The 7,688-nt window shown below is 37.0% G+C and carries 7 protein-coding genes and 1 pseudogene; 4 read left to right on the top strand and 4 right to left on the bottom strand.

The window, feature by feature from the left end:
• Positions 1 to 267: 267 nt before the first annotated feature.
• The 3 genes from recR to HMPREF0023_RS05605 all read right to left on the bottom strand — a co-directional run bounded on the left by recR (position 268) and on the right by HMPREF0023_RS05605 (position 2,496).
• Positions 268 to 864 carry a recombination mediator RecR gene (gene recR, locus HMPREF0023_RS05595; RefSeq protein WP_004639103.1) on the bottom strand — a complete coding sequence of 199 codons (597 nt, stop codon included), beginning with the start codon at positions 862 to 864 and terminating at the stop codon, positions 268 to 270.
• 102 nt (positions 865 to 966) lie between these two features.
• Positions 967 to 1,296, bottom strand: coding sequence for a YbaB/EbfC family nucleoid-associated protein (locus HMPREF0023_RS05600; RefSeq protein WP_004662103.1), 330 nt, complete (start codon positions 1,294 to 1,296; stop codon positions 967 to 969).
• Between the two features lie 12 nt (positions 1,297 to 1,308).
• The gene (locus HMPREF0023_RS05605; RefSeq protein WP_008941429.1) at positions 1,309 to 2,496 is read right to left on the bottom strand and encodes an O-succinylhomoserine sulfhydrylase; all 1,188 of its coding nucleotides are present in this window, start codon (positions 2,494 to 2,496) and stop codon (positions 1,309 to 1,311) included.
• A gap of 190 nt (positions 2,497 to 2,686) precedes the next feature.
• On the opposite strand from HMPREF0023_RS05605, the gene HMPREF0023_RS05610 reads away from it, so the two are divergent.
• The 4 genes and pseudogenes from HMPREF0023_RS05610 (at position 2,687) to HMPREF0023_RS05625 (ending at position 7,224) form a co-directional block, all read left to right on the top strand.
• Positions 2,687 to 3,772 (top strand): alpha/beta fold hydrolase, encoded by a 1,086-nt coding sequence (locus HMPREF0023_RS05610; RefSeq protein WP_008941430.1) that lies wholly within the window; start codon positions 2,687 to 2,689, stop codon positions 3,770 to 3,772.
• A 3-nt stretch (positions 3,773 to 3,775) separates the two neighbouring features.
• The gene (locus HMPREF0023_RS05615; RefSeq protein ID WP_008941431.1) at positions 3,776 to 4,648 is read left to right on the top strand and encodes an NAD(P)-dependent oxidoreductase; all 873 of its coding nucleotides are present in this window, start codon (positions 3,776 to 3,778) and stop codon (positions 4,646 to 4,648) included.
• Positions 4,649 to 4,853: 205 nt separating this feature from the next.
• On the top strand, positions 4,854 to 5,600 hold the full coding sequence (locus tag HMPREF0023_RS05620) for an IS5 family transposase (protein WP_026056254.1): 747 nt from the start codon (positions 4,854 to 4,856) through the stop codon (positions 5,598 to 5,600).
• A gap of 215 nt (positions 5,601 to 5,815) precedes the next feature.
• Positions 5,816 to 7,224 (top strand): annotated as a pseudogene (locus HMPREF0023_RS05625) (molybdenum cofactor biosysnthesis protein MoeA).
• A gap of 77 nt (positions 7,225 to 7,301) precedes the next feature.
• Here the strand turns inward: HMPREF0023_RS05625 and HMPREF0023_RS05630 are convergent.
• Positions 7,302 to 7,583: a hypothetical protein gene (locus HMPREF0023_RS05630; protein WP_017395555.1), complete on the bottom strand. Its 282-nt coding sequence runs from the start codon at positions 7,581 to 7,583 to the stop codon at positions 7,302 to 7,304.
• Between the last annotated feature and the right edge of the window lie 105 nt (positions 7,584 to 7,688).

Consider the following 7,688-nt stretch of genomic DNA (forward strand, 5'->3'; position numbering starts at 1 on the left):
TAAAAAGAACCATTTGCAATCAAACTGCAAAAACACAGTGATTACTCAAACAAAATAAACGCAAAACTCAATCAGTATTCCACTTGCGCATGAAATTACTCCTCTTCCCTATAATCAAAAAAACGAAAATCCTTTTCGCCTGCTAATAGTGCCATACATTGCGCTAAATAGATCTAGAATAATGTTAGACAAAATGTAAAAGTTAATTATTTGTTTAAATTAACAGCATGAATTTAAAATAAATATCCAAAAATGATTATTTTACTGTTATTTCATCCGCATTCGATTATGTACAGCTTGACTTAAAGTATGGCTATCAACATATTCCAACTCACCGCCTTGTGGTACGCCCTGTGCAATGCGTGTCATATGAATCGGTAAATGCTTGGTTGCCTCTACCAAATAATGCGCTGTCGCTTGACCTTCTACTGTTGCATTAGTTGCCAAAATCACCTCTTGAACCTTCCCTTCACTCAAACGCTGGATCAAATAAGGAATTCCAATTTCTTCAGGGCCAATTCCGTCTAAAGGTGATAAGTGTCCACCCAAGACATGATATTTACCTCTAAAACTACCACTTTGTTCAATCGCCATCACATCTGCAGGCGACTCAACCACACAAAGTAACTGCTCATCACGCTCAGTCGATGCACAAATATCACAGATTTCATTTTCGGTTAGAGAATGACAAATATGACATTCATGAATATGACTAGAAGCCTCATGCAAAGCATGTGACAAAGCAAATGCTCCTTCACGGTTTTTCATCAATAAATGTAATGCCATACGCTGCGCAGACTTTGGACCAACGCTCGGTAGGATACGCAATGCTTGAACTAATTGTTCAAATCTTTCACTAAACACAAATTAACTCTCAGAATCTCCGCCAATCCCTCTTTAATAAAGAAGGCAGCCCCTCCCCAAAATGCGATTAGAGTATCGCAAGAAAGGGAGGCTGGGAGGGATTTAAAATAAACCAGATAGACCTGGCGGTAAGCCCATACCAGAATTTGCACCTTGCAACTTCTCTTCAGAAATCGCTTCAGCTTGACGCGCCGCATCATTCATTGCCGCTGCAATTAGATCTTCAATCATATCGGCTTCATCTTGTAAAAGATCTGGACTAATCTCGATACGTTTCACCACATTACGACAAGTCATCGTTACTTTAACTAAACCACCACCCGCTTCAGCATGAACTTCGGTGTTCGCAAGCTCTTCTTTGGCTTTTTTAAGGTTCGATTCCATATCCTTTTGCATGCGTTGAGCTTGCTGCATGAGCATATTAATGTTCATAAGTTTCTCTCGTTAAATTAAATCTAAACCGCGTGATAAATCACGAATAATATCATTAATGTCCTCTAAACCGACAGACACACGAATTAAGCCTTCTTCAATTCCTGCGGCTTGTTTAGCTTCAGCCGACATTCTACCATGTGAGGTGGTTGCTGGATGGGTAATTGTTGACTTAACGTCACCTAGATTACTGGTAATGGACAAGAAACGAGTATTATCAATCACCGTCCAAGCAGCTTGACGCTCACCTTTCACTACAAACGATACCACGCCACCAAAACCTTTTTGCTGTTTCTTGGCAAGCTCATGGCCTGGATGATTTGGTAAACCAGCATAATAAACTTTTTCCACTTTATCATGCTGTTGTAACCACTCAGCCAATTTCTGCGCATTTTCACAATGGGCTTTCATTCGAATGCTCAGCGTTTCTAAACCTTTTAAGAAAATCCAAGCATTGAATGGACTCATTGAGTTACCTAGAGTACGAATAACCCCATTAATCTCTTCAAGCAGGTCATGCTTTCCAACTACTGCACCCCCCAAAGCACGACCTTGACCATCGATATACTTCGTTGCTGAGTATAAAACCAAATCTGCACCGAACTTAATTGGTTGCTGTAATACTGGCGTACAGAAACAGTTATCTACTGCAAATAATGCACCATGCGCATGTGCAATATCCGCAATTGCCTGCATATCCCCCACTTGCGCCAATGGATTCGATGGTGTTTCTATAAATAATAAACGCGTATTTGGACGAATCGCCTGTTTCCAGCCGTCAAGATCGCCCAAATCAACAAAAGTCACTTCAACTGCGAATTTAGCAACGTATTTTTCAAACAAAGCGATGATTGAACCAAATACAGCGCGTGAGCAAATCACATGATCGCCTGCTTTCAGATACGCCATACAGATCGCATGCACTGCCGCCATACCTGAACTGGTCGCTACAGCACGTTCTGCGCCATCAAGCACCGCTAAACGCTTCTCAAATGCCTGTACAGTCGGATTGGTATACCGTGAATATGTATTCCCCGCGATTTGCCCAGAAAACTTGGCAGCAGCATCGGCAGCACTCTCACAGACAAACGATGACGTTAAAAAGATAGGTTCACTGTGTTCACCTTCAAAGGTACGATCATGCCCAGTACGAATGGCCAGTGTTTCAAGTTGGTATTCTAAATCATCGCTTGGATTCATCGTTTTGTATGCCTTATGATCAATGGTCTCAATCTTCCTTTATAAAAAAGTAATAATTTTTATAAAGGGTTATCAAATCCTGTCTAAATATGCCAATATTTTGATCGCCTAATGTATTTAAGGTCAAGGCATAAGATGAAATTATCGCTTAGACTTCGTGCAATCTTGACTCATGATGAGACTTTCATAGATGAAATCGCTTGTGGAACAGCAAAAAATAAATTTTAAACATCTCGCTATGCGCGTATTTGAATCTGACAAACTTGTGCTGTCCCAGTCAACACCCTATCAAGTCATTGCTCAATTTAAGCAAACTCGTGTTCGTTTTTATGCCTCAGAAAATAAACTTTATAAAGAACCGCTTGTATTTGTAGCACCTCTGGCAATCAATATGGATATTTATGATCTCTATCCATATCGTTCATTGGTCAAACACTTTCAAGATGCTGGTTTTGACGTCTATCTGATTGATTGGGGTAAGTTCACCTATAAAAACTACCAAATTAACTTTCTATCATTTCTCGATAAGTTTATTCCACGCTGTATTGAAGCCATTCAAAAGCATTCTAAATCTGAAAAAATTTCACTACATGGTTGGAGTATGGCTGGCATTTTTGTCACGCTTTATACCGCACGACATCAACCTAATGCTGTCAAAAATCTCGTGGTGCTTGGTAGCCCAATTGATAGTTATGCATCTGGTTATATCGGCAAACTCTATAAAACACTTGCTTATGTGACTTCACGAAATGAAAAAATTAAAGATTACATTTATAACCGCTTACCCAAAGTAATGATTCATTCTCCGGGTTTTTTAAACTCCCTTGGATTTAAACTTCTTGATCCTAAAGGCTGGATTGATGGAAATATCCAATTATTAAAAAACTTGGATAATCTTAAACTTGTCCAAGAAGATGCGACACTGAGCCATTTCTTAAACAACATGATTGATTATCCGGGTGGTATTAACCAAGACATGCTGTTTAATGTTTGGATGCAGAATCCTCTTAAGAACGGCGCAATTACCCTCAAGAACAAAACCATTGAATTGAAAAATATTAATTGTTCACTTTTGGTCGGTGCAGGGAAAAGTGATCAATTGGTTACAGCAGATGCCGCTTTTCCTTTAACTCAACTGACCAGTAGCCAAGATGTGACGTTTACCTTGATACCGGGCGGACATTTAGGTTTAATGTCTAGTCAAAATAGTTCAATTGAGTTCTGGCCAACACTTACAAACTGGCTGTCAGAACGATCAACGCTAATAAGAAGGTAGACAATGATTCAATCTGTTGCATTTATCGGTTTAGGCGCTATGGGTTATCGCATGGCGGCACATTTACCCAAGCATTTCGATACGGTCTTGGTTTGGAATCGAAATTTCAGTAAAGCTGAACAACATGCAACAGAATATGGCACCACAGCAGTTGAACTATCCGAAGCTGTACAAGCAGATATTATCTTTTCTTGTTTGCCCACGAGCCAAGATGTTGAAACATTAATTGACAGTGTTGAAATTAAATCAGGTGCGATTTGGATCGACTGTACCAGTGGAGTGCCAGAGGCTGCTCAGCGGTTAGCTGAAAAATTAAAACTTCGAAATATCGATTTTCTTGACGCTCCTGTAAGTGGTCAAACGATTGGCGCAGAAAATGCAACTTTAACTTTTATGGTGGGTGGCGATGTTAATGCATTTGAACGTGCATACCCAGCGATGGCGGCATTAGGTAAGTTGATTCAACATGTTGGCGATTCTGGCGCTGGTTTTGCAGTAAAAGCAATTAATAATATGCTACTCGCGGTAAATTTATGGTCAGTCGCAGAAGGCTTTTCTACTCTAAAAGCACATGGTGTAAATCTCGATGCAGCATTAAATTGTATCAATGCATCGAGTGGTAAAAGTCTTGTCACAGAAAATATTTTTCCGCAACGTGTGTTAAGCCGTGAATTTCCTGTGACCTTTGCTCTACCATTGCTAGCGAAAGATACTGGAATTGCTTTAGATTTAGTTCATGATGCAAAACTACCTGCACCAATCCTCTCTTTGACACAAAGTCTAATCCAAGCGGCAAGTTTAACGGCTGAGCCTAATAGTGACTTTTCGGCTGCCGTGAAAATGTATGAATCATGGAGTAAAATTACATTGGAATAAATCTATAACTTAAAAATTCCATTTAATTATTACGTTAAAAAAACAGCTATTTTGAGCGGTTTTTTTAACGTAATTCAGAAAAATCGAATAATAAACTATTTATTAATCACAAAAAACCAATATATTTAGGGTCTGTTGACATTTGCTGTATAAAAAAATAGCGAGTAAGTAAAATTCAATCGCCAAACCAAATTTACTACTCGCTATGCCTCGCACAATGCTGAATGATCAACACTGGTCAAAGTTAGAAACTATTTTGCGTAATTTTAATATCTATCTCAAACGAAATCTTAGAAATTTTATTGAAGCCATTCTTTATCGAATTAGAACAGGTTGCCCATGGCGAGATTTACCACCAGATTTTGGTAATCCAAATTCAATATTCAAAAAATATAGTCGATGGTCTAAACATAATAAGTTAATGAAAATATTTAAATTAATCAGTAAATCTACAGATAAAGAGTGGATTTTTATCGATGGTTCCCATGTCAGGGCACATCAACACTCTGCTGGATTAAAAGAACAAGGCATATCAAAAAGCATTGGTGGAAATAGTTCAAAAATACATTTAGCCGTTGATTCTTATGGCAATCCAATTGAGATTATAATCACAAATGGAACAACACATGATATTAAGGTTGCCCCTGAGTTAGTCGCAAAATTAGATTTGGAAGAAGCCGAGATTGTATGTGCTGATAAGGGGTATGACTCTGAACCACTACGAGAGCAAATAAGAGCGACAGATACACAAGCTAACATCCCACGAAAATCAAATACTCAATCCAACAATCAACATATGGATTGGAATTTATATAAAATTAGGCACTTAGTGGAAAATACCTTTGCTAGATTGAAGCAGTTTAGAGGAATAGCGACCCGATATGACAAGCTAAAACGTAATTATGAAAATGCAGTTGCTTTAGCTTGTATATACATTTGGTTGCCATTATGAAATGTCAACACACCCTAAGCAATTAATTTTATATTTTTTAGTTTATTATTTCTCTTAACTTCAAAATATTTGAATAATTTATTTTGGAATTTTTTCACTTAAATATATTAAATTTCATGTTAAATATAACATAATTCATATTGGGTTTAGTTGCAGTATTTACCTTAACAGCTAATCACAGCTACTAATTTTAGATGTATCTTGGGTTTACATTCATGCTTAATAAATTTCCTGTACCTGAAGATCTTCCATATGATCTGACTACAATTTATTATCGCCTTTTTATGCAGCTTCCTCTAGGGGAACTAAAGGATACTATAGACTTACAAATGGCGCTTAATCAAGTAAATGCAGCTGATATTTATGCTTTACAGGACTATCCAACACATAACCTATCTGCTTACACTGGTTGGGCTATTAGTTCAGAATTAACTCAAGCTGCAAGTAAACAACGGCCAGTATTAATCGATAACCTGTACTGCTGGGGATCACAACTCTATCGTTCAGTGAACCCATATAAACTAGATCTGAGTGGTAAAAATCTACTCAGGATTCCACAATATACGAAATTACCTGAATCTGTTGATGCTGTTATTGCAGAAGACGATGATCGTTTAGATATTTCTGATTATGATAATAAAAAAATTATAGCACCTGTCTTAACAATGCAAGGCATCATCCAGCAAGGCAGTGTAATTAAACGAGGTGATCTAATCTTAGCTAAAAATGAAAAAGTCTCACCAGAAAAATTGATTGCACTCAGACGTGCTGGAATTAAAGAACTCACAATTTATAGAAATCCACGAATTCTAGTTGTGAGTATGCATAGTTTTGATGAGGAGCATTCACTTTGTGAAGAAAGCGTGTACGTTAAAGACGTTTTAAAAACGTGGGGTTACGATCATGTCGAGATAAAACTGCTTAAACCACAGCGTTATGATTCAGCTTTCAATAGCCTTAAGAAAGAAAAAGACCTTACTTTAGATGAAACATTAACAACAGATTGGGAAAGTTATAATCTTTTTTTGAAGAACATATTCCTAATTTTGATGTCATGATTCTATGTACACATAAGAATGTTGGTGGTTCTGTATTTTCAATCGGTAGACTTACGACCTTTGATCCTGGCAGTATGCCCTCAAATTTCCAAACACGCTCTATCCCTGTTGCAGAAATGGGCATTATTAGAAGTATGCCTAGAACTCCTCAAGTACGTGAAATCGTACCGCTCTTTGATGATCAAGGTAATCCGAGAGGCTCTAAAACCGTTATCACCGAAGATAAAGCGACGATCATTAATCTACCCGGTGATATGCAAGACATTGCCTTACTCATGCATTTCATGGTGAAGTATATCTTAAATAAAAATGACGTCGATTTTTTCAACAAAACATTTATAAAGGGTTTCACCAAACAAAAAATTGAAACAGATTCCAGTCAAAAGAAATTGTTATGGGGCAAATATCAACTACACGATGATGGCGAATATTCCTTAGAAATGATTGAACAGCAGAATTCGTATCAAATCCAACCATTTCTTACCGCGAACTGTATTGCAATCATCCCTTTTTCTGAACAGCCAATTCAAGCAAATGAAATGATTTATTTTATGAAGATTGATTAAATGTAAATTTATAACAAAGGTTATACATCGCATAAAAACCATAACTTAATTTTTGTCATGGTTTTTTATTAGCAAAATTATTTATTATTCACATCAATTTTAAATATCTTTCCATTACATACCCAAACTGTATAAACCTGCATATCAATCTCATAAACATATTCTGTTGCACTGCAAAAAGATCGGCCATCTCTATGTTTGAAATATCTTGGATAAGACTTCCCCATTTTTCTAAGTAAATCACTTTCACTATCTCCAATGCTAACAAGCTCATAGGCGGAACGCATTGAATTTGTTTCTCTGGCAAAAGTAGTGACTGACATTAAAATTGAAATTATTGCGAGTATTAAGTATTTCATTCTATAAAACTCTTATTATTTAATTCACATAATTTACTAAACAGTAAAAACAAAGTCATTACAAAAAACTGATGCTTTACTTTATCGTTGCATAGAACAGCGGAC

It is taken from the genome of Acinetobacter sp. ATCC 27244, assembly GCF_000156555.1.
Classification (GTDB): Bacteria; Pseudomonadota; Gammaproteobacteria; order Pseudomonadales; family Moraxellaceae; genus Acinetobacter; species Acinetobacter haemolyticus.